General features: G+C 66.0%; 20 protein-coding genes. 8 read left to right on the top strand and 12 right to left on the bottom strand.

Features of this window, described 5'->3' with window-relative positions:
* Positions 1 to 282: 282 nt before the first annotated feature.
* The 6 genes from AC3DET_RS06825 to AC3DET_RS06800 form a co-directional block, all read right to left on the bottom strand.
* The gene (locus AC3DET_RS06825; protein WP_488391118.1) at positions 283 to 1,788 is read right to left on the bottom strand and encodes a YadA C-terminal domain-containing protein; all 1,506 of its coding nucleotides are present in this window, start codon (positions 1,786 to 1,788) and stop codon (positions 283 to 285) included.
* A gap of 148 nt (positions 1,789 to 1,936) precedes the next feature.
* Positions 1,937 to 3,775, bottom strand: coding sequence for a sensor histidine kinase (locus AC3DET_RS06820; protein ID WP_488391117.1), 1,839 nt, complete (start codon positions 3,773 to 3,775; stop codon positions 1,937 to 1,939).
* Complete coding sequence (locus tag AC3DET_RS06815; RefSeq protein ID WP_488391116.1) at positions 3,772 to 4,464, bottom strand: LuxR C-terminal-related transcriptional regulator; 693 nt, start codon at positions 4,462 to 4,464, stop codon at positions 3,772 to 3,774. The genes AC3DET_RS06820 and AC3DET_RS06815 overlap by 4 nt, the downstream gene beginning before the upstream one ends.
* Before the next feature lie 254 nt (positions 4,465 to 4,718).
* Positions 4,719 to 5,537, bottom strand: coding sequence for a transglutaminase domain-containing protein (locus AC3DET_RS06810; protein WP_488391115.1), 819 nt, complete (start codon positions 5,535 to 5,537; stop codon positions 4,719 to 4,721).
* 260 nt (positions 5,538 to 5,797) lie between these two features.
* Positions 5,798 to 6,271, bottom strand: a complete 474-nt coding sequence (locus AC3DET_RS06805; RefSeq protein WP_488391114.1) for an AtaL-like protein — start codon at positions 6,269 to 6,271, stop codon at positions 5,798 to 5,800.
* 33 nt (positions 6,272 to 6,304) lie between these two features.
* Positions 6,305 to 7,174: an SDR family oxidoreductase gene (locus tag AC3DET_RS06800; protein WP_488391113.1), complete on the bottom strand. Its 870-nt coding sequence runs from the start codon at positions 7,172 to 7,174 to the stop codon at positions 6,305 to 6,307.
* Between the two features lie 98 nt (positions 7,175 to 7,272).
* On the opposite strand from AC3DET_RS06800, the gene AC3DET_RS06795 reads away from it, so the two are divergent.
* The 3 genes from AC3DET_RS06795 to AC3DET_RS06785 all read left to right on the top strand — a co-directional run bounded on the left by AC3DET_RS06795 (position 7,273) and on the right by AC3DET_RS06785 (position 9,717).
* Positions 7,273 to 8,202 (top strand): LysR family transcriptional regulator, encoded by a 930-nt coding sequence (locus tag AC3DET_RS06795; RefSeq protein WP_488391112.1) that lies wholly within the window; start codon positions 7,273 to 7,275, stop codon positions 8,200 to 8,202.
* A 407-nt stretch (positions 8,203 to 8,609) separates the two neighbouring features.
* Positions 8,610 to 8,879, top strand: coding sequence for a hypothetical protein (locus AC3DET_RS06790; RefSeq protein WP_337730827.1), 270 nt, complete (start codon positions 8,610 to 8,612; stop codon positions 8,877 to 8,879).
* A 163-nt stretch (positions 8,880 to 9,042) separates the two neighbouring features.
* Positions 9,043 to 9,717, top strand: coding sequence for a hypothetical protein (locus tag AC3DET_RS06785; RefSeq protein ID WP_488391182.1), 675 nt, complete (start codon positions 9,043 to 9,045; stop codon positions 9,715 to 9,717).
* 333 nt (positions 9,718 to 10,050) lie between these two features.
* Here AC3DET_RS06785 and AC3DET_RS06780 read toward each other — a convergent pair whose 3' ends face one another.
* The gene (locus AC3DET_RS06780) at positions 10,051 to 10,548 is read right to left on the bottom strand and encodes a GrpB family protein (protein ID WP_488391111.1); all 498 of its coding nucleotides are present in this window, start codon (positions 10,546 to 10,548) and stop codon (positions 10,051 to 10,053) included.
* Positions 10,549 to 10,586: 38 nt separating this feature from the next.
* Positions 10,587 to 11,294 (bottom strand): hypothetical protein, encoded by a 708-nt coding sequence (locus AC3DET_RS06775; protein ID WP_488391110.1) that lies wholly within the window; start codon positions 11,292 to 11,294, stop codon positions 10,587 to 10,589.
* A gap of 106 nt (positions 11,295 to 11,400) precedes the next feature.
* Here AC3DET_RS06775 and AC3DET_RS06770 point away from each other — a divergent pair, with 106 nt between their 5' ends.
* The gene (locus tag AC3DET_RS06770; RefSeq protein ID WP_488391109.1) at positions 11,401 to 11,970 is read left to right on the top strand and encodes a TetR/AcrR family transcriptional regulator; all 570 of its coding nucleotides are present in this window, start codon (positions 11,401 to 11,403) and stop codon (positions 11,968 to 11,970) included.
* Positions 11,971 to 11,984: 14 nt separating this feature from the next.
* Positions 11,985 to 12,341, top strand: coding sequence for a VOC family protein (locus AC3DET_RS06765; RefSeq protein WP_488391108.1), 357 nt, complete (start codon positions 11,985 to 11,987; stop codon positions 12,339 to 12,341).
* 391 nt (positions 12,342 to 12,732) lie between these two features.
* Here the strand turns inward: AC3DET_RS06765 and AC3DET_RS06760 are convergent, their stop codons facing one another.
* The 4 genes from AC3DET_RS06760 to AC3DET_RS06745 all read right to left on the bottom strand — a co-directional run bounded on the left by AC3DET_RS06760 (position 12,733) and on the right by AC3DET_RS06745 (position 16,495).
* Positions 12,733 to 14,250 carry a GMC family oxidoreductase gene (locus AC3DET_RS06760; RefSeq protein WP_488391181.1) on the bottom strand — a complete coding sequence of 506 codons (1,518 nt, stop codon included), beginning with the start codon at positions 14,248 to 14,250 and terminating at the stop codon, positions 12,733 to 12,735.
* Between the two features lie 198 nt (positions 14,251 to 14,448).
* Positions 14,449 to 15,240 (bottom strand): alpha/beta fold hydrolase, encoded by a 792-nt coding sequence (locus AC3DET_RS06755; RefSeq protein WP_192199975.1) that lies wholly within the window; start codon positions 15,238 to 15,240, stop codon positions 14,449 to 14,451.
* 146 nt (positions 15,241 to 15,386) lie between these two features.
* Positions 15,387 to 16,169, bottom strand: coding sequence for an SDR family oxidoreductase (locus AC3DET_RS06750; RefSeq protein ID WP_488391107.1), 783 nt, complete (start codon positions 16,167 to 16,169; stop codon positions 15,387 to 15,389).
* Positions 16,166 to 16,495 carry a nuclear transport factor 2 family protein gene (locus tag AC3DET_RS06745; RefSeq protein ID WP_488391106.1) on the bottom strand — a complete coding sequence of 110 codons (330 nt, stop codon included), beginning with the start codon at positions 16,493 to 16,495 and terminating at the stop codon, positions 16,166 to 16,168. Before AC3DET_RS06745 ends, AC3DET_RS06750 begins: the two co-directional genes overlap by 4 nt.
* A 99-nt stretch (positions 16,496 to 16,594) precedes the next feature.
* Here AC3DET_RS06745 and AC3DET_RS06740 point away from each other — a divergent pair, with 99 nt between their 5' ends.
* From AC3DET_RS06740 to AC3DET_RS06730, 3 genes are all read left to right on the top strand, one after another.
* Positions 16,595 to 17,530 (top strand): LysR family transcriptional regulator, encoded by a 936-nt coding sequence (locus AC3DET_RS06740; protein ID WP_488391105.1) that lies wholly within the window; start codon positions 16,595 to 16,597, stop codon positions 17,528 to 17,530.
* 447 nt (positions 17,531 to 17,977) lie between these two features.
* The gene (locus AC3DET_RS06735; RefSeq protein ID WP_488391104.1) at positions 17,978 to 18,955 is read left to right on the top strand and encodes a glucokinase; all 978 of its coding nucleotides are present in this window, start codon (positions 17,978 to 17,980) and stop codon (positions 18,953 to 18,955) included.
* Positions 18,952 to 19,962, top strand: coding sequence for a glycosylasparaginase (locus AC3DET_RS06730; RefSeq protein ID WP_488391103.1), 1,011 nt, complete (start codon positions 18,952 to 18,954; stop codon positions 19,960 to 19,962). Before AC3DET_RS06735 ends, AC3DET_RS06730 begins: the two co-directional genes overlap by 4 nt.
* The last annotated feature ends 12 nt before the right edge of the window (positions 19,963 to 19,974 follow it).

The raw sequence follows: 19,974 nt of genomic DNA, 5'->3' as shown, positions 1-19,974 counted from the left end.
ACATCGAACGTCTGACAATCAGGCCGACCCCAAATGCGCGTTCGACCTGAATTGCTAGACCCAACACCCATGGGAGACAAAAGAGACGAACATCGCCAGGGTCTGAGCGTATGGCGATGACGACTGTGTCCCGCACTCGATTTCTCCAGCCGTTGCGAATGGAGCTTGGGCTGGCGCCAAGATCCATCCGTCGTTGGTGTGGCCAGAGATTAAAGCGCGCGAATTCCAGATGCGGGGCAAGTGTCGCAGTCCTCTAAAGGCAAGCGACGCGCGAACACCGCTTCACCAGCTGAAGCCGGCGCCCGCCGACACGCTCTTCTCGCCGCCACCGAAAGCGGCACCCAACGACACACTTGCGCGGTTGCCGATCACACGCTGGTAGCCAACCGCCATGGCCTGCTCACCGCCCTGCGCGCCGATGCCCACGCCCACGCGGTTCTTGCCCGCCAGGCCTGCTGTGTTCATCGCCATGCCGGCGTAAGCACCGCTCATCGCGGCCATGGTGTCGATGCGGCGATCCAGATGGCTGAAGCGGCGGTCGACGTCGCCGCGGAAGGCGTTGAAGTCGTCGCTCAGTCCGGTAAGTTCGGTGAAGCGGGCATCGGTGTAGGCATTGGCCGAAGCGAGTGTCGTGGCGTCGCCAGCATCGGCGTAGTCCTGCGCCGTCGCCAGTGTGACCGCATCGCCCGCGGCCATGTCGTTGCGTACGGCGGCTTCTCGGGTATCGGTATAGCCATTGGCCGTCGTCAGCGTCGCAGCGTTGCCGGCCGCCATATCGATGCGCACCGCAGCTTCGCGGGTATCGGTGTAGCCGTTCGCGGTCGACAGCGTGGCCACATCGCCCGCGGCCATGTCGCTGCGCACCGCAGCTTCCCGGGTGTCCGTATAGTCGTTCGCCGTGGCCACCGCGTTACCTGCCGCGTCCAATGCTGCATCGGCCATCGCCTGGGCAGTGTCCGCAGTGGAAAGTGCCATGTCGGCGGTCGCCTGTGCATCGCCTGCTGCGTCCAGCGCCGAATTGGCCGTGTTCGCCACCGCATTCAACTGGCCAACGTTGACCGCATCAGTGGTGGCGGTACCCGCCGCGATATTGGTGACCTGACGCTGTTGGCCTGAAGAACCGACCGAGACCACGTTCGCGCGACCCTGATCACTACTGTTGTAGCCCAGGGCGACCGATCCACCCCCGTTGGCCGACGCGCCGGTGCCGAGCGCGATGTTGTTGTCGGTGCCGCTGGAACCCGAGGGGCCCGGGAAACCACAGCACATATCCGCGCCCCGTCCGCCCGTGCCGGCGCTGCTGCCATTGCCGATGGCGATGTTGTTGTTGCCACCTGTCCCGCCAGCGCCGCCGGTGCCACCTGCGCTACCAGTTCCTCCCGCACCGCCATTGCCTGCGCTGCTGTTCGCGCCAAGCGCGAGGTTCGCTGCGCCGCCCGCGCCACCCGTGCCGGCGATGCCTCCGGCAGTGGCGATCCCACCCTGACCGCCATTGCCTGCACTGCTGTTTTGGCCTATTGCAACGTTGCCGGTTTCGGCGCCCGGCCCGCCAGCCCCGGCCGTCCAGCCTGGAGGAGCCGGGCCATTGCTGCCATTCACGCCCACCGTACTGCCCGGCATGCACGCCATGCCGCCGGTGGTGGGGTTCTGGTTGCATGGCTGCGTGGGTGCGGTACCACCCACCACCTGAGCTTCGGCCGACGTCGTTGACAAAAGCAGGCCGCCACCCGCAGCCAGCATCAGCATGAAATGACGGACAGTATTGATGTTGCGGCGATACCTACGCATGGCGATGCCCCCTGTGGCATGCCGCCGGCCGCCACGCCATGACGCGGCCACCCACCGGCGACGATGGCGCACACGGTAGGTGCCGCATCCCGCCCCGGGTATCCCTGAAATCAGGTAAAGCACTCCCGATCCGCCCTCGAGGCCGCGCTCACGCGGCCAATGGCAGATCCAGTTCCAGCGCAGTGCCTTTTCCATCGGAAGCGCCCGCGATGCGCAGCTCCGCCCCGAGTCGCTGGGCGCGGTGGCGCATGCTCGCCAAGCCGGCACCTGCGGCCCGGGCCTGTCCGGCCGCGGGTGCCGCCCCGGCAAGGCCGACGCCATCGTCACGCACGCGCAGCTCAAGGCGATCACCGGCACGGCGCAGATGGACGTCGACCCGCGCCGCGCGACTGTGCTTGAACACATTCGTCAATGCCTCCTGCAGCAGGCGCAGCAGGTCCAGGCTGCGGCCGGGCCCCAGTTGCAGACCCTCCAGACCTTCCACCCGCCAATGCGCATCGATGTCCGCCGCTTCCAACAGGCGGCTGGCGCGATGGCGCAGCGGGGCGATCAGCGTGGCCAGGTCGGCCTGCTCCTGCGCGGTGGTATCGATCACCAACCGCAGGTCGTCGCGCATGTCCTTCAGCAGATCCACCACCTCTGCCCTCGAGGTCTCGTCCGGCGCCTGCTGCAGGCGGGTGATCGCCCCCACCAGCGTGCCGCCGAAGCCATCGTGCAGGTCGCGCACCAGCTGCAGGCGCTCCCCTGCACGGCTGTGCGCCAGCGCCAGCGCGTGCTGCTGGTTGAGTGTGTCGGCCAGGGTCACGGTGGCGGCCTGTACTTCGCGATGGAGTTCGGCGTTGAAGCCCTCCACCCGCTTCATGGTCTGCGCGAAGCGATAGGCCAGCACGAACCCCATGCCCAACAGCATGACCGGCGAGGTGAACGACCCCAGGTAGCTCACGCCGCCGTACCAGCCCATGTACACACCGAGGTCGTGCAGCGACACCAGCAACGGGACGCTGATGCAGGCCGCAAGCACCTTGTAGTCGCGGCGATCGCTGCGCAGCGCGAAGACGACGAAGACCGCGCTGACGACGTACAGGAACAGGATGGCGGGAGTCACGTACAGATTGCGCAGTGGCCCCATCCAGTGCGGAAACGATAATCCCAGCACCATGCCCGCGCCCGCCAGCGCCAGCAGCGCCCGCTCGAAGCGCGGCCATCGTCGCTCCGAGAACCGCAGCAGGAAGATCGTATGGGTGGCGGCGGAGGCCACGAAGACCGCCGCGATGAAAGCCTGCCATCCGTCCGTCGTGCGGAACGGCCAAGGACTGCCGGCGATGAAGTTCCAGTCGTACAGCCTGCCAAAGACTGCGCTCAACGCATACCAGCCATACAGCGTGTCCTGCGGGCGTAGCAGCCAGAAGATGCCGATCATCGCCGCCAGCACCAATCCCACGGCGGCGTCGAATATCTGCATGTCACGACGTGCAAAACGCTCCCGCTCGTACTGGCCGCGCAACACGATGGGATCGCCCACGCTGACGGTACCGAACGCAGGCTGATAGGCGGCCAGGCCGGAAACCCGTACGAGCAGTTCGTTCTGCCCTTCGCGCAGGAGCGCCGGCGGCACTGTGTAGTAACGCGGCACGTGCCACTTGCGTGACAGCGGCTCCACCAGTGAGGCGTCCCGGTCGATCGGCTGGCCATTGAGGGAGACCGCGGCCGCCAGGCAGGTGTAGTCGAGCAACAGCCCGACCGGCTGCGATGCATCCGCCTGCTGCCAGCGGACGCGGTACCACACCACGCCATCATGGCCGGGCCAGCGCTTCTCCCACAGGTCGCGCAGTCTGACCGGTACCCAGCCCTGCCGCGGGGGCGCCTGCGCCGACCAGTCCGACCGCACGGCATCCGCCCGCTCGATCCGCATCACGTGCTGCGCCTGCACGGGAAGCATGGCAAGCATCGCCAGCAGGACGACCAGGCACCGGACGATGCGCCTCACTTCAGCAGGCCCCGTGCCCGCGCCTCGTAAACCGCCTCGGTCCGTGACCCGACGGCCAGCTTGCGATAGATGTTCTTGACGTGGCTTTCGATGGTCAGCCGCGACAGCGAGACCAGCTCGGCGATCTCGCGATTGGTGAACCCCTGCGCCACCAGCTGCACGATCTCCATCTCGCGCTGCGACAGCGGCGGCACGGGCGAGGACCGCAGCGCCGGATCGGCGCCGACAGGCAGCAGCGCCAGAATGCGGCGCGCGATGGAAGGATCGATGGGAGCTCCGCCGCGTTGCAGGCTCTTCAGCGATACCACCAGTTCCTCGTCGTCGCGCTCCTTCAACAGGTAGCCGACAGCGCCGCTGCGCAAGGCCGTCAACACGCTTTCCTCTTCCGCGAACGACGAGACGATCACCGCGGCAGCCTCGGGAGCGTGCGATCGCATCCACGCGATCAAAGCATTGCCGTCGCCATCGGGCAGGTACATGTCGACGAGCGCCAGAGTGTAGGGATGCGCCTGCAGTCGCGATCGCGCCGCGTCGAGCGTATCGACTACGTCGATCTGCGCCTCGCTGGCCAGACCTGCCACCAGGCGTTGCAGGCGGTGACCGGCATGGATGTTGTCTTCCACAATCAACACATCCGACATAGCGATCGGTTGCATCTCGATCAAACCCCAGCGCTGGAACTCAATCAAGTCTAGCTGTGCCACTGACCGCCGGCCACTCGACGGGCTACGAACATGGCTAGCCCCGCGGCCGCATGAAGCCCGCCATCCTCACGCGACTGACAGCCAATCCACAACGCGAAGGCAAGAACCAGCCAGAGCGACCTGTCGTCCGTGGTGGCGCGTCTCTGCTAGCGAAGCTACGACGTCCGCTTCTGGCCAGAAGCGGAAATGGGTTCTGCTTCGACAGAAAGAGCAATGCCGGTTTGGCGGCTGCTCGACCGTTACAGGCTTCCGCCCGTAAGTAAAAGTGGCACTTCGCCAGTTCGCTCGCCTACCCATACCTGCATTTCAAAAGTCTGCAACCAGCCGTAATTGGTCAGAAAAGCCACATCGGCAGCATCGCGGCCGTAAGCGACCACGATCCGACCCCCACGGGGTGCGGCCTGCGTCGGGTCGAAGGTGTACCAGCGGCCGTCCAGGTACGCCTCGAACCAGGCATGCAGATCCATCGGTTCCAGTCCGTGCAGATATCCGACCACCATCCGGGCAGGAATGCGCAGGCTCCTGCATAGCGTGATTCCGACATGTGCGTAGTCGCGGCAGACCCCTGCACGTGCTTCCATGGTGCCGAGTGCATCCGTGGTGGCGTCGCTAACCCCGTACCGGTACGCGATATGGGTGCGGATCCATTCCACGATTGCCCCCACTTGCCCACTGCGGGGGGCGGCCTCAGCCACGATGGCCTGCGCCTGGTCGAACGTACGATCGCTCGGGCAGTAGCGACTCGGCAGCAGGTACTGCAACGCGTGATCGGGCAGGAAAGCGGCCGGTGTCGGCGCGACCCACGGCGCAATGACGATATCCCGCTCGGTCTCGACCTCAAGCTCTGCCCGGATTCGCATGCGTCCACGCCGGACCACGAAACGCTGGCACAGGTTGCCGAATACATCGACGAACTCGGTCGGGCGAACATGGGGGTCGAACGTGTAGGTTTCGCTGATCATCCATTGCGCTTCGCCGTTGCGCGGTCGCAACATTGCGACCACCGCGCAGTCCTCGTTGGATTCGACAGTCAGTTCGCATCCGGCTAGCAGGCGCATGTTCGGTCCGATGCGAGGTGGGAGTTCATCACGAGCGCGCGTTGGTCAGTTCAAGGCTTGGCCGACATTGCAGCACGTAGCCTCCCACATCTCGCACACGTCCGGCGTTACGCGCCAATGAAACGCGCGGTGCACAAGTCATGGGTCAGCATGGGAATCCATGTCCCCCGCGCGTCGATCGACACCCGGGCATGGTACGGCAGAAGATGTCCGCATCGGGTCGGGAGCGGACACCAGGCGCCGACTTCGTACAAGGCTGGTCAGATGCGCCCTTCCGCGACCAGCCCGCGAGTGCGTTTCAGCGTCGACTGGATTGCGGCCTTGAATCCTTTTTCACTATCCATCCAGGCCTGGGCTGCCTGTTCCTCCGGACCGTTGGGCACTTTGCCGCGCAACCCCAGGTAGCCATGGAAGCGAAGCTGGAGCTCGCCGCGTTCGTCTTCGAGCAACTCGTTGATGATCGCGCCTTCGCGTGGGCTGATGGCCTGGAAGAAGGTGATCTTCGTGTTTGCCTCGAAGGTGATGATCTCGGTGAGATCACTGCCAAGGATGGTCGCTTCGCGCACCAGGTGCGATGGGCTCTCCCCGACGATCTCGCTGCGGGTGCATTCGTCGGGCGGGAAGAAGAGCCTGGCGTCGCGTGCCTTCTGCACCAGCCCCTCCCATGCCTGGGAACGGGTGAGTCGTGTCTGGCCGGGCGCGTTCACCGGCAAGGTGGCGGTCGAGTAGATCATGGTGGGCTCCGTGATGGATGAGGTTGGAAGAGGTCAGCCGGCCGCGGCGGTTTCAGCGGCGAAGTCGCGATACGAGCGCAGTGGGCGTCCCAGTCGCTCGGTGAGCCGCGCGACGTCGCCGGGTTCGGGCACCATGCCGTCGGTGAGGAAGCGTTCGGCCATCTGGCGCATGTCGTAGGCCATCCACGCCGGCATGAACTGGCGCAGGTTCTGCTCGAAGCCCGCCGTGTCGTCACCGCCGTATGCGATGTCGCGGCCCAGCGTCGCGGACCAGATGGCCGCGACCTCCGCACCCGTCAGCGTATCCGGGCCGACCAGGTTGAGGCGGGTCAGCGCGCTGCCGTCGGGTGCCCGATCGTGGGACAGCAGCTCGATCGCCGCGATCTCGCCGATGTCGCGCGCATCGATCATCGCCAGGCCCTTGCTCCCGATCGGCATCGGGTACACGCCATGGCCGAGCACCACGTCCTTGACCGTCAGGTCGTTGTCCATGAAGTAGGCCGGGCGCAGGATCGTCGCGTTGAAGCCCATCTGTTCGAGCATGCGTTCCACGCCGAACTTGCCGGCGAAGTGCGGCACGTTCACGTAGCGGTCGCTGTGGATCACCGAGAGGTAGACGACCCGCTTCACCCCGGCTTCGCGGGCGACATTGAGCGTGATCAGCGCCTGGGTGAATTCATCGGCCACCACCGCGTTGAGCAGGAAGAGCGTGGACACGCCCTGGAAGGCCTGGCGCAGGGCATCGACATCGAGCAGGTCGCCCTGGACGGTCTCGACCCCGGCGGGGAGGTTCGCGTTGGCCGGGTTGCGGACCAGGGCGCGCACCTTGGCGCCACGCTGGGAGAGGTGCTGCACGACGTGGCGGCCGACAGTTCCGGTGGCGCCGGTGACGAGGATGTTCATGGGAGTGCTCCGGGTGGGTGAGAAGGCTCCATGGTTGTTGATCCGGATACGGGTCGATAGCCCATATACTTGGACTGCCCGTCTCGTTGGTGGAACACGTGGACCTTCTGGCCCTGGCCGACTTCAACCTGGTGGCACGTCATGGCGGCTTCGGCCGGGCGGCTAGGGCCGCGGAACGACCCAAGGCCACATTGTCGCGACGGGTCGCGGACCTGGAGGCGAGCCTGGGCGTGCGCCTGTTCGAGCGCGGGTCCCACACCCTGAAGCTGACGCAGGAAGGGCGTGCGCTGTTCGAGCGCACCGAAACCCTGCTGGCCGAGATCGGCGAAGCCGCCACGGCGGTTGCCTCGGGTGGCGAAACGCCACGCGGCAGGCTGCGCATCAGCGCGCCGCTGCTGTTTTCGCAGATGGCACTGGGCAAGCTGTCGGCCCGCTTTGCATTGCGTTACCCCGAGGTGCGCGTGGAGATCACCACCGAGGACCGCGCCGTCGACATGGTGGAGGAGGGCTATGACCTGGTGATCCGGGTCAATCCCGATCCCGACGAGCGCCTGATCGGGCGTATCCTGCTCCGCGATCGCCTGGTTGCGGTGGCCGTCCCTGACCTTGGGAGGCCGGAGCCAGACGTTGCTGTGCGTGCGGTGGTGCGTGCCTCCGGCAATCAATCCGCGTGGGATCTGGCGACACGGGGCGGTGATGTGCGCGTGCCTATCGAACCGGTCCTGCGCCTGGCGTCGCTGATCATGATCCGCGATGCGGTTCGGACGGGAATAGGCGCCGCCGTGCTGCCCTTGTCGCTGGTGGCCGGCGATCTGCACTCAGGCGCGCTCGTGCCATGGGGCGACGTGAGGGGGCGGCCCATCGAGATCTGGGCGCTGTACCCATCCCGGCGTCTGCTGAGCGCACGCGTATCCGCGTTCCTTGAGTTCCTGAAGGAGGCATTCCCTCAGGGACAACCAGAAGAGCTGACGGCCTATCTCACGAGTGAAGAGGTCACGACGCAGACAGTGACGACTGGCTTGCCGTAGGACGTCCCCCGATATCCACTGTCGATCGAGGTGGACATCGTGCGCAGTGAGGGAGTGATGCCGGGCGACACGACCTCGATCATCCGGAGGCACGGGAGTGACGGCGTGGCTTCCTCGCCGACGAATGGCAGGCGTCGGGGATGTCTTTGAAGATCAGTCGGTGCAAACACCACCCGCATGTTGCGGCCTGCGCTCTACCTCAGGTGGGATCGGTGACGCAGATTCGTTGTGATCCCGGATTACAAACTGCGATTCGTCCCTGCGACTGACGGATTCGAGCCGGGATGCACACGAATTTCTGCATTTTCACGCTCCATCTACGTACTCCAACGTTAGCTGAAGATATGTTGCGGCGCTGGCAAGAAAGGCCGCTATATTCCGAGTCCCCCAGACGAAGGAGAATTGTAATGTTCCAGAACAAGCGATATCTCAAGACGGCACGCGTGCTCGGCGTGGCGATGGTTGCGGCCGTGGGTCTTGGCGGCTGCGCCAGCTACGACGATGAGTTTGCAGGGATCAACTCGCGTCTCGATCAGCTCGATACGAAGGTGCAGGGCGCTGCCCAGAGCGCCGAATCCGCGAATCAATCCGCGCAGCAGGCAAACCAGCGGCTGGATCAGATTGAAGGCCGCGTGCGGCAGCTCGAAGCGGCACCGCGCCGCGTGCCGCGCGGCTGATCGCGCTTGCACGATTCGTTACGCGCAGTGTGAACCCGGGACCCGGTGGCCCTTGCTGGCCACCGGGATCCTTTCTTTCCCCCATCTTGTCCCGAGGATCCACGCCATTCGTACGTCCATACACCCTGCGATCCGCGCAGCCTCTGGCGCGCTGCTGTTGGCGCTGGCGTTTGCGAGCTTCGGGGCGTCCAGTGCCGAAAATGTCGACAAACAAGCGGTGACCGTCGCCGACCAGCTTCCGGAAGGGCAAGAGGTGTCCGACACGGTGATCGAGCTCGCAGGCTGGATCGTCGCGACCAAGGACAGCCAAGGCTATCCCTTCGCAATCATCGACAAGGCCTCTGCCCAGATCCTGGTGTTCGGCGGCGACGGCCGGCCTCGCGGGGCGGCACCCGGACTCTTCGGATCGGCGGTCGGCGACCACACGGCCCCCGGTGTCGCCGGTCTCGCGCTCCGCGAGATTCCGGGGCGCGATCGCACGACGCCTGCGGGTCGCTTCGTGGGCGGTTTCGGCCCGTCCATCGACGCGGGGCGCGTACTGTGGGTGGACTACGATTCCGCCGTCTCCATCCATCCTACCGCTACCGGTGTCCCCGCCGAGAAGCGTGAAGAGCGCCTGGCATCGCCGACGCCCGATGACAATCGCATCACGCATGGCTGCATCAACGTCTCGCCGGAGTTCTACGAGCGGATCATGCAGCCTACTTTCGAGAAGGGCGGGGTGTTCTACATCCTCCCGGACAAGGCGCCGCTGGCGGAGACCTTCCCGGAGTTCGTGCAAAGTCGCGAGACCGCGGAACGCCACGACGGAAGACGCGCACGACCCGCCCGCCGGTGAAGGGCGCGTCGGCGCGCTGCCCTTGGTGCAAGGCAGCGCAGAGGAGGCTGCTGCTACTTCTGCCAGCGCAGCACAATGCCGTGCCCTCCATGAAGTGAGGGTCCGATCAGGGATTTCGTCGGATCTTGGCACCTTCTCGACCCACCAAAGTCCACACGCATACGTCCGTAACTCGGACATTCGTCTCCTCGGCATTGCTGCGTCCCGTTCGCCCAGTGGGCGGGTCTGGCGATCATTCAAGCCGGAGCGGACATCGCTAGAGTTGTTCTGCAAGGGTGAACCGGGTTGGTTCGTCTTGGCAGACCTCCATGCGGCGTTGCACTGTCGGAGGATCTAGTCGTCCATGGAAGACAACAGGGATCGAATGTAGGCACCCTTCTCCAACGTATACGCAGCCTTGTCGCCGGCATGCACGATGTCGAGCCGGCGCTTCAGGGCCTCGTACTCGGACCGGCGTGCGTCGTCGACGCGCAGCAGGTCACGGAAGCGGAGATGTTCCCGCCAGAGTCGACCGCCTTGTTCGACGCCATGCAGGTGGATGCGCAGGTCGCCCGCGATGTCTTTGACGAAGTAGCGACGCTGCGGGATCGCGGCTTCGTAGTGAGGCCGGTAGGTGTAGTCCAGCCTCACGATGTCCGCGACGCGGGCCTCGATCTCGGCGAGTGTTGGCGCGCCCAGCAGGAGGTCGATGACCGGCTTGGCCGCGAGGCCGGGTACCGAGGTACTGCCGATGTGCATGATCTCGATCGGCGTACCGGCGAAAACCGGCAGCAGTGCCTGCCGGAGATCCTGGAAGACCAGCGGCCATGTGTGAGAGTAGGGTACGAGCATGATGCGGGTCCGTGGATCGGGGGAAGGTGGACCAGGCGTCAAACGCGCTGGCCGTCATCGGGGGATGTCGTTGTCGTGACGTCCGGCGAAGTCCGCACGACCCACAGGCCCAGCAGGCAGTACCAGAGGCTCTGCGCGACGACCACGAAGGTCATGCCGGGGACGTCGAGCGAGATCAATCCCGTGGCATAGCCGATCAGGCACAGCAGGCCCGCGATCACACCGTAGATGCCGCATGGGACAGCAAGCCGCCCGGGTTGGCGCAGCATCGCGGCAGACCACAGTACGATTCCGGCCGACATGCCCAGCGTGCCGAATCCCGCCAGCACCTGATTGGCGGAGAAGGCAAGCAGCACCGAAGGCAGCGCGTCCTCGGCAAGCGGGATCAGCGGCAGGACGCGCTGCAGATAGTCACCGATCAGGAAGCCGCTGATCAGTGCCGCGCCCAGCATGGCAGCTGCGCCCAGGGTGTAGAGGCGCACTGCGGCCCACACCCAGCCGTTGCCTGGCCAGCGCCGTGCGAGGTGGGCCAATGACAGCCAGAGGGCGATGATGCATACGATCATCGCCAGGTGCACGTGCCGGCTGAGTGCCGAGATCTCCGTGAGGCGGGTGAGCCGCGCCGCCATGTCGGCGCCCTGCGTGGTGGGATGGAAGATCATGATGAGCGGCGCCAGCACCCCGCTCGCGATCAGCAGCACGCCGGGCAGCACAGCGCTCGGCGCGCGGGAGGAAGTCGTGGTCATGCGATGCCCTTGCGAAGAAGAGCGTACAGGCTAGCGAGGCGATCGCCGCCGGTTTCCGGACAATCGCGGCCCAATGTCCGGCAGGGTTCGTGGGATGATCCAGCGCATGACACAGCTTGAGCCCAACGAGGATCCCCGCAGGCGGCGCACGCGCCAGGACCTGATGGCGGCGTTCTTCTCGCTGGTGCTCAGTCAGCGCTACCACGAGATCCGCGTCGGTGATGTGCTGGCGCGATCGGGCGTCAGCCGCTCGACGTTCTACGAGCACTTCCGCAACAAGGACGAGTTGCTTGCCGCCAGCCTGGAGGGGCCGTTCCAGACGCTGGCCAATCTGGTGGGAGGGCAGGCGGACGTCAACAAAGTGCGCGCGATTCTCGACCACTTCTGGCAGAACCGTGCACTCGCACGCAGCCTCTTCCAGGGCGCTGCGCTGCGTATTGTCCGGTACACGCTGGTCATGCACGTGGAGAACACGCTGTCTCCGGCGCAGCGCAGCCGCCTGCGCATTCCCGTGCGCCTTGCCGCACATGGGCTTGCCGATGGTCTGTTCTCGCCGGTGGTGGCGTGGTTGCTGGGCGATGCCAAGTGCAGTGCGCAGGAACTCGCCGTGGCGTTGCAGCTGTCCACGGCGGCGGCCACGCGCGCACTGCAGACCGGCGCCCCCGCCGACGATTAGCCAAGGAGAAAGGAATGAAGATGCAGCGCGTGATTCCGATGCTGCCCGTCCGCCACATGCCGACGAGCGTCGAGTTCTACGCAAAGCTGGGCTTTGCGGTGGAAAAGCGCAACGACGAATGGCGCTGGGCGATGCTGGTGCTGGACGAGTGCCGGCTGATGGTGGACGAATCGATCAACCAGCCGCCGGATGCACCACGCACTTCGGTGGTCTACCTGTACCCCGACGACATCTTCGCCTACCACCGCGACGTGCGGAGGCGCGGCTTGGACGTGCCTTCGATCGGTCATCCCTTCTACAGCATGAGTGAGTTCCGCATTGAAGACCCCGACGGCAATCGGCTGTGGATCGGGCAGCGGACTGGCAACTGAGCTTCCCGCATGGAGTACGGCGTTCATCGGAACGCATCCACGGGTTCAATGATGTCCGCTTCTGGCAGGGAGCTGATGGAAATCCTCGACACGTTGGGATGTCCTTCGCAGTCCAGGGACAGTCAGCCGGAAAGTGAGCCAGGAAGTGAGTCGTCGCTGCTTTCTTGATGCTTGTATTTCAGCAAGGACAGTGACGCAGCGGTTCAATCCGGTCGCGGGTGGCCACATGATCGGTGTCTCGATGTGCGATCAAGCACAGGTTTCCGGGATGGCCAAACCATGACGGACGTCCGGCAGGATTGTCTGCCATGGAACGCTCCATGCTCGCCGGCCAACGACAACGTGTCGGTCCGCTCGCGGCCCTGGACTCAAGCAGGGATCGCATCATTGCTCAAAGTCCATGCGCTTTCTTGATGATCTCTGCGGCCCGCTCGCCAATCACTACGCAGGGTGCCATCGTGTTCCCGCTCGGGACATTGGGCATGATGGATGCATCTGCGAGCCGCAGCCGATCGATGCCGTAGACCTGCAGGTTGCCGTTGACCACCGACATCGCGTCGCGCCCCATCTTCGCCGTGCAGGCCTGATGCCAGAAGGTCACTGCCGAGTCGCGGATGTAGGTTTCCATCCCGGACGCATCCAGGCTTCCCGGCATGGCCTCGCGCTTCAACAGCTTCTTGAACGGCGAGGCGTGCGCCATTTCGCGTGCCAACGCGATGGTCGCTACGGCGCTGCGCACATCGTCGGGATGCGACAGCGTATTGGCTTCGATCCGGCAGGGTGCGCCCGCGTCGGCGCCGGTCAGGTGTACCGAACCCCGACTCTTGGGATGGGAAAGCCCGGCGAAGGTCATCCAGCCATGTGCCGGTACGCCGCGATGCGCGGTCTCCGGTGTCGGCACCGGGAATTCCAGCTGGCAATGGAATACATCCGGAGCAGCCAGCGCAGGATCGGTCTTCCAGTACAGCGTGGCCTCCGACCCGCCGTTGCCCACGCCCACCGGCGCGCCCGACTCGAAGATGCAGCCGAAGGAGACGTGGTCCTGGTGGTTCCGTCCGACGCCGGGCAGGTGCTGGATCACCTTGATGCCATGAGGCGTCAGTTCCTCTTCCGGACCAATGCCGGACTGCATCAGGACCTTGGGCGTATTGATCGCGCCCATCGACAGGATCACCTCGCGGTCGGCCATGATGCGCATGCTGCGCACGCCCTGCATGACCTCGACGCCGATGGCCGTGGTGCCATCCAGGACAATTCTGCTGACCTGGGCGTTGGTCATCACCGTCAGGTTGGGCTGCCCCAGCTTCGGGAAGATGTAGGAGCGGAAGAGCGATGATCGTCGGCCCGCCTTCACGATCAGGTCGTTGAGTGCGACGCCGCCGCGCCCTTCCATCATGACGCCATTGGGACTGTCGAACGTCGGCAGTCCGAGGGTTTTCGCGGCCTCGATCATGGCAATCGCCACCGGTTGGGGGTGCGGTGGCGTTTCCACGTGCACCGGACCACCGGTGCCGCGCCGGACGGCATCGGGCACACCGCGCCAGTCCTCGACGCGTCGATAGATGTCGAGGACTGCACGATAGCCCCACGCTTCGTCGCCGGCTTCTTCGGCGAAGTGCTCCCAGTCACTCTGGTGCCCCCGCGCCCACACCATCACGTTGATGCTGGATCCGCCTCCCAGCACCTTGCCCATGTTCAGCGGAATGGCCCGGTGATTGAGGTGCGGATTGGGCTGCGCCACGAAGGCCCAGTCGCGATCGGAGCCGAGGTTCAGTGGCCACTGCGTGGGCTCCAGCACCTCAGGCAGCTCATCGGATCCGCCCGCCTCGATCAACAGCACGCGCACGGCGGGATTTTCCGCGAGCCTGCCGGCCAGGGCGCAGCCGGCAGGACCGGCGCCGCAGACGATGAAGTCATAACGACCCGGATGTCGTACGTCGGTCGCGTGAGAAGCATGGAAAGGACGGTGAGAGCTGGACATGGACACGGCGGCGGATACTCAGAGCGAAGTGGGGCGTCCAGGCAGCCGGGTGCGGCCGCCCGTCGTGGGGAGGAGGTGCGATGGGGAAGCTGCGGACGCGCCGTCCGGCGCGCCCGCGAGCGACGCTTACCTGGCCGGTTGGCCGGCTTCCCTGGCGGCGCGATCGATCGTATCGGCGACCACCTTGGGCTGCGTCATGAAGACCGCGTGGCTGGCGGACACCTTGGTGATGCGCGCGTTGATGCGCTCGGCCATGTGGATGAGCATGGCCTGATCGAACGCCTTGTCTTCGGTGGCAATCACGGCCCAGCTGGGCTTCGTGCGCCAGGCCGCGTGGGTCAGCGTGGTGCCGAACACCGACATGTTGATCGGCACCTGCGAGTCGCGCAGGAATGCCGCGTCGGCATCGGTGGTGTCGTGGGCGAAGCCGGCCTTGAACTTGGCGGGACTGATGAAGCCGTAGCCGTCGCTGCCTGTCTCGATCACGAACTCGGGCGTGGGCGCGAAGCCCGTGTACTGCTGGGCGGTGGTTTCACCGGCGTCCGGCGCCAGGGCGGACACGTAGACCAGGCCGGCCACCTTGTCGTGAACGCCGGCTTCGGTGATGACGGTGCCGCCCCAGGAATGGCCGACCAGAATGGCGGGACCGTCCTGGCGGTCGAGCACGCGCTGGGTCGCCTTCACGTCATCGGCGAGCGAGGTCAACGGGTTCTGCACGATCGAGACGCGATAGCCACGCGCGGTGAGGTCGTCGTAGACCGGGCGCCAGCCGGCACCGTCGGCGAAGGCGCCGTGCACCAGCACGACATTCTTCACCTGCGCGCCGTGGTGGCCGGGCGTAGCGTCGTGGGCCTGTGCGGAGGGGGAGATGGTGGCCGCGAGAGCGGCCGCGAGCACTGCAGGGATCAGCTTGAACATGGTCGTATCCTCGGGCGTTGGGTAGGTGTGCGGCGTGTCGGCCGGCAGGGCTACTGTGCGGCGCACGGCAGGACTATCGGTTGCTTCTAGTCCTGAAAACTTGATCAATCGTGCTATTGACTCGCCGGGCAGCCTGAGGGGCGCCATCACGCGGTCGGTACGGTCCCGCCGTCGATCGTGTACTCCGTACCGGAGATGGAGGCCGCGCGGGGCGACACCAGGAACGCGATGAGGTCCGCCACCTCGCCCGGCCTGGCCGGGCGACCCAGCGGGATCCCGCCCAGCTCGTTCATGACCAGCTTCTTGCCACCCTCATAGTCGGTGCCGGCCTGTGCGGCGACGCGTTCGACCAGCGCCACCGATGCCTCGGTCTCGATCCAGCCGGGCGATACACGGACCACACGCACGCCTTTCGGAGTGACTTCCTTCGACAGCGCCTTGCTGTAGGTCGACAGCGCGGCCTTGGCGGCGGCATAGGCGGTCGTGGCATCGGGCAGCGGCAACGTGTGCTGGATCGAAGTGACATGCAGGATCACCCCCGATCCCTGCGCGATCATCGTCGGGAGCAGGGCACGATCCAGCCGCACCGCCGACATCAGGTTCAGGTCGAGTTCCCTCGCCCATTGCGCGTCATCCAGTGCGGCAAACCCACCTGCGGGTGCCGACGATCCGCCCACCACGTTGATCAGGACATCGATGCCGCCGAGGTGGTGCAGCGCCGCGGCTGCCGCCAGGCGGGCGCCTTCTGCGGTGGCAAGGTCTGCCGTGACATAGCGGACATCATCGATGGCGTGCTCCGGGCGCGAGAGCGCCGTCGCCACGGTCCGTGTGCCGAGTCGGGCCAACAGCCCGACCACCGCCGCACCCACGCCACGCGTGCCGCCCGTGACCAGGACACGCTTGCCGGCCAACTGCAGGTCGAAGCTCATGGGACGATCTCCAGCGTGGCGATCTTTCCGCGCTCCAGGGTGAAGGTGTAGCGCAGGTCCACGGGGCTGCCGGGGAAGTTGCCCGACACGTGGCAGGTCACGGTGCAGCTGCGCCCCTGCTTCTCCCACGCATGGGGTGTGGCGCTGTAGGTGTATCTGGCAGATGCGTCCGCCTTCCACGCTTCGATCGCCGCCAGCCCGGCGTGGGTCTTGCCCTCGTCCAGCACCCGCCCGTCCCTGGTGAAACAGCGGGCAACGGCCTGGGCGCCCTGGCGGTCGGCATCGAAGTAGGCCGCGATGGGCTCGGGCAGGTTCAGGTCTTTCATCGCAATGCTCCGGCGGGGTCTGTGGAGCTAGGTTGATCCGTTCTGGAAGATAAGAGAATCGCCTATTATCAGATCAGGCTATGTAGGGATCAGCACACAATGCGCGGCACCGAATTTGCCGAACTCAAGGCCTTCGTGGCCGTCGTCGACCGGGCCAGCTTCGCCCGGGCGGCCGATCACCTGGGACTGTCCCGGTCGGCTCTCAGCCAGATCATTCGACAACTCGAATCACGGCTGGGCGTTCGCCTGTTGAACCGGACCACGCGCAGCGTCTCGCCGACGGAACCGGGGCGGCGTCTCCATGGGCGGATCGCCCCGATGCTGCGCGAGATGGACGAGGCCGTTGCGCAGGCGGTAGGCGCGAATGCGCGCGCTGCGGGAACGCTGCGGATCAACACACTGAGCATGGCGGCGAAGAAGGTGATCGCACCCCGGCTTGGTCGGTTCGCGAACGCGCATCCGGAGGTGGTGCTCGACATCGTGGTCGACGATGGCTTGAGCGACATTGCGGGAGAAGGCTTCGATGCGGGCATCCGCGTGGGCGGTCGCCTGCAGAAGGACATGGTCGCAGTGCGGCTCACGCCCGACATCGAACTGCTGGCGGTAGCGTCGCCCGACTACCTCGCCCGGCACGGCGAGCCCAGGACACCTGCCGACCTGGGCCATCACGCCTGCATCAACTGGCGATTCCCGGGCAGCGGGAAAGTGGCCGGGTGGGAATTCCGGAAGAAGGGAAAAGCGGTCGAGTTCCTGGGCGAAGGCACCGTGATCGGCAATCACCAGGACATCGTCGTGCCCGCGGCACTCCAGGGGCTTGGAATCTTCTACGCCTACAACGACGAGGGCATTGCCGATGCCCTGCAGGACGGGCGGCTCAGGCGGGTCCTTTCCGACTGGTCGCCGACCGTGCCAGGCCTGTATCTGTACTACTCCAGTCGACGGTACATGCTGCCGGCACTCCGTGCCTTCATCGATTGCCTGCTGGATCGCGATCTCGGCAGCGAGGGTCAATCAACGTCAGGAAGTGCCAGCTGACAGGTCGAGGGAATTGCTGGCCTCGCCATGTCCGTCTACGGCTGCGGACTCAAATGATCGATGCGATGCACTGAAGGCTGCGCAGGCAGCAGGCATGTTGCAGATGAGGCACGGGAAGAGGATCCATGGCACCGACGGCCGGAAGGCGCGGAGGGGGGATCGCTGGCAACTGGGCAGGTCCCTGCATCGGATCGTGTCCCTGTTTGATCGGCACCCCAACTCCGTTCGGGACCTCCTCGCCGGACACGGCGGCATTCGCCCTCCGATGAGGCGGCGAGCCACGAGCCGGCCGTTGCGCGCAAGCATGTTTCCGGGCGGGTCCGGGCGCGGCCTTCCTTCCCTTTTGAAACGATCCAAATCGAACGTATAGTGCTGCGTCTCCACACGTGATCCCGGCATCGGCCGAGTTTTCCCATGGATTCTTCGCAGCACCGGATCGCTTGCCTCGTGGCCGACGTTGGGGGCACCCATGCCCGGTTGGGCTGGTGTGCCGAGGACGATCCGATCGATGTGCGGGACATGGCGATGTACCGCTGCGCGGAGCACGCGTCCCTTGCCGCCATCCTGGAAGACTACCTGCTGCGCCTCCACTCGACCCGGCCGGGCCTGCGGGTGGCGTCCGGTGTTGTCGCCATCGCCGGTTTTCTCGATGGCGACCGCCTGGTCAACGCCAACCTGCCGTGGAAGGTGTCCGTGCGGCGCACGGCGCAGGAAGCCCGGCTGGTGTCGCTGGAGGTGATCAACGATTTCGAAGCCGTCGCACGTGCCATCCCCGGCGTGCAGCGCAGCGCGCTGGTGGCACTGCTTGCGCAGGACGACCCCGGCATGCAGTCGCCGGCTCTCGTGCTGGGTCCGGGCACCGGGCTGGGCGCGGCGCTGTGCCTGGATGCACGGGGCCGTGAAGTGCTGCTGAGCGAAGCCGGCCACGCGGCGCTGGCCGCCCACACTGCCGTCGAACTGGACGTGCTGCAGCGCTTGTCGCGACGCTGGTCGCACGTGGACAACGAACGCGTGTTGTCCGGCAACGGATTGATGCATCTTTACGATGCGCTGGCCGATGTGCGCGGCGCCGTGCCGCGCTGGAAGCAGGTCGCACCGCTGGTGGAAGCCGCCCGTGGCGACGATGCGCTGGCGCGGGAAACGCTGGAGGTATTCTGCGGTTGGCTCGGCAGCCTGATCGGCGACCTGGTGCTCACCGTCGGCGCACGCCAGGCCTACCTGGCCGGCGGCGTGACCCGCCACATCGCGCCGTTCCTGCACCAGGGCGACTTTGCGCGGCGATATGCCGAAAAATTCACCGGCGCACGCACGCCACCACCGTTGTGGCGCATCGACCACGGGCAACTCGGCCTGGTGGGTGCCGCGATGCATGCGCGCACGCATCGACCCGCGCGCGCCGAACCAGCACATGAGGAGCAGGCATGAACGGCAGAAGAAAATTCCTGGGCCAGGCGGCGTTGTCGGCCGGTGCGCTGGCCTTGTCCGGCCGGTCGGCGAGCCAGCCGGCGGGCAGTACGCCGACGGGCGCGCGCGTGGTGTCCACCTGGGATTTCGGCGTACAGGCCAATCAGCCGGCGTGGAAGATCCTGTCGGCGGGCGGTGGCGCACTGGATGCGGTGGAACAGGGCGCGCGCTGGGCCGAGACGGATCTGTGCAACCCCACGGTCGGGCGCTGCGGCAACCCCGATCGCGACGGCATCCTGACCCTGGATGCCAGCATCATGGATGGCGATGGCCGCTGTGGCGCGGTGGCGGCACTGGAGGACATCGACCACCCCATCAGCGTGGCGCGGCGCGTGATGGAGAAAACGCCGCACGTGATGCTGGTCGGCGATGGCGCGCAGCAGTTCGCGGTGGAACAGGGCTTCAGTAAACAACGCCTGCTGACGCCGCAGGCCGAACAGGCATGGCGCGAGTGGCGTGCACGCGCCGAGTACAAGCCCGAGATCAATGCCGAGCGCAGGCAGCGGCCGGGCGACCGCGACAACCACGACACGCTCGGCATGCTGGCGATCGACCGCCACGGACGCCTGGCGGGCGCCTGCACCACCAGCGGCATGGCGTGGAAGCTGCACGGTCGCGTGGGCGACAGCCCCATCATCGGTGCAGGCCTCTACGTGGACAATGAGGTCGGCGCGGCCACCGCCTCGGGCGTGGGCGAGGAAATGATCCGCAACGCGGCCAGCTTCCTGGTGGTGGAACTGATGCGGCAGGGCCGTTCGCCCATGGAGGCGTGCCGCGAGGCCATCGCGCGGGTGGTGCGCAAGCGCCCGGAAGCCAGCAAGGCGTTGCAGGTCTGTTTTCTGGCGTTGAACAAGCACGGTGAAGTGGGTGCATTCGCGCTGCACCAGGGCTTCGTCTACGCGGTCTGCGACGCGCAGCGGCAGGACGCATTGCTCGCCTCCGACGCCGTCTACGGTGAAGGCGCGTGAGTGCATCCCCGC

Source organism: Pseudoxanthomonas sp. 97-1-1 (assembly GCF_057773125.1).
The sequence above is the reverse complement of the archived record's forward strand: the minus strand, read 5'-3'. Positions and strand labels throughout refer to the sequence as shown.